The organism is Streptococcus sp. KR, assembly GCF_002238115.1.
In the GTDB taxonomy this organism is placed as follows: Bacteria; Bacillota; Bacilli; order Lactobacillales; family Streptococcaceae; genus Streptococcus.
This window is the reverse complement of sequence record NZ_NGVM01000346.1, coordinates 1-224: the sequence shown is the minus strand read 5'-3', so window position 1 is coordinate 224 and position 224 is coordinate 1. Positions and strand designations below refer to the sequence as shown.

General features: G+C 36.2%; 1 protein-coding gene. It reads left to right on the top strand.

Going from position 1 to position 224, the window contains the following annotated elements; genetic code table 11:
- A partial coding sequence (locus CBI42_RS13100) for a hypothetical protein (RefSeq protein ID WP_218822081.1) occupies positions 1–224 on the top strand: 224 nt, incomplete at both ends.

The window sequence follows — 224 nt, the reverse complement described above, 5'->3', positions numbered from 1 at the left end:
CACGAAAATTAAATGGTACAGCTAAAGCTAGATTGATCACTATTAATCCTAAGACAGTTGGAACTCGTGACAAAGATTCTAGTAGTCCAGTGGTGCAAAGTACAACAATAGCTATGATGTTTGTATTATTCACCATGAGAACTGGATTAAACTTCTCTGTTTATGACATTAGTACTGCTTTCTTAAATTCAGTCGTGCCAGCAGATGAATTATATCTCCTCAGG